Here is a 1,055-nt window from a genome sequence, read left to right as displayed (position 1 = left end):
CCCCCTCCACGGCTCCCGCACCGTCGACGTAGGCGCCGGCACCGGCATCTCCACCGCCCTCCTCCACACCCGAGGCGCCCACGTCCTGGCCGTCGAACCCGGCGCGGGCATGGCAGCCCAGTTCCGCCGCGCCCACCCCCGCCTCCCCCTCGTCCGAGGCGACGGCAATGCCCTCCCCGTCGCCACCGCCTCCACCGACTTCCTGACCTACGCCCAGTCCTGGCACTGGACCGACCCCACCCGCTCGGTCCCGGAAGCCCTCCGCGTACTCCGCCCCGGCGGCGTACTCGCCCTCTGGTGGAACACCGACGCCGTCGACATCCCCTGGATCGCCGACGCCACCACCCGCATCCACCGCTTCCTCGGAGTGGACCCCGACACCCCGATCGAGAAGAGCGCTTCCGGCGCGCCCGCCGCCCTCACGGACACGGCGGGACTCATCGACTTCACCCGCCGCCAGGTCCGCTGGAGCCGCGAGGTCTCCCTCGACACCCATCTGGCCAACATCGCCAGCCACTCGGCCTTTCTGGTTCTGGGCGAAGACGCCACCACCGAGTTCTTCACCGAGGAGCGAGCCCACCTCCGCAAGCTCTTCCCCACGGAAACCATCGAGGAGACCTACGACGTGGACCTGCTACTGGCCATCCGCCCCTGAACCGCTCCCCTTTGCACCGGCCCCTCCTGAACCGGCCCCTCCTGCATCGGCCTCTCTTGCACCAGGCAGGCGATCCACGGCCACCCCCGCCCGCCACGCCTCCAAAGCCGCCGCACACGCGTGATCCACATGCCACAGCCCGCTCAACTCCAGCCGCACCCCCCGCTCCCGAGGCACCCCTTCCAGCGCGTCCAGCAGCTTCGGCAGCCGCAGGAACGTCGCGTTCCCCATCACCCGCACCACCACCCCCGTGTCACCCCTGTCCTCGACCTCCACATGTACCTGGCTGATGTCCCACGCCGTCTTGGCCACCGCCAACGCGAGCCCCACCAGCACTCCCTCGAAGAGGTTCCAGGTCACGATCGCCAAGGCGGTCACCCCCAGCACCACCACCTCCCCG

1 protein-coding gene and 1 pseudogene are annotated in these 1,055 nt (G+C 70.8%); one reads left to right on the top strand and one right to left on the bottom strand.

Features of this window, described 5'->3' with window-relative positions; genetic code table 11:
* Nucleotides 1–655 (top strand): class I SAM-dependent methyltransferase (locus tag P1P70_RS45015; RefSeq protein ID WP_319248326.1); only part of this gene is annotated, 655 nt, incomplete at its 5' end.
* On the opposite strand, the pseudogene P1P70_RS45010 reads toward P1P70_RS45015, so the two are convergent.
* Nucleotides 635–1,055: pseudogene (locus P1P70_RS45010) on the bottom strand (SulP family inorganic anion transporter); the annotation flags it as partial. The gene P1P70_RS45015 and the pseudogene P1P70_RS45010 overlap by 21 nt on opposite strands.

The organism is Streptomyces sp. MB09-02B (assembly GCF_033794485.1).
GTDB lineage: Bacteria > Actinomycetota > Actinomycetes > Streptomycetales > Streptomycetaceae > Streptomyces.
Note: the sequence above shows the minus strand (reverse complement) of the source record. Positions and strands in the feature narration are given on the sequence as shown.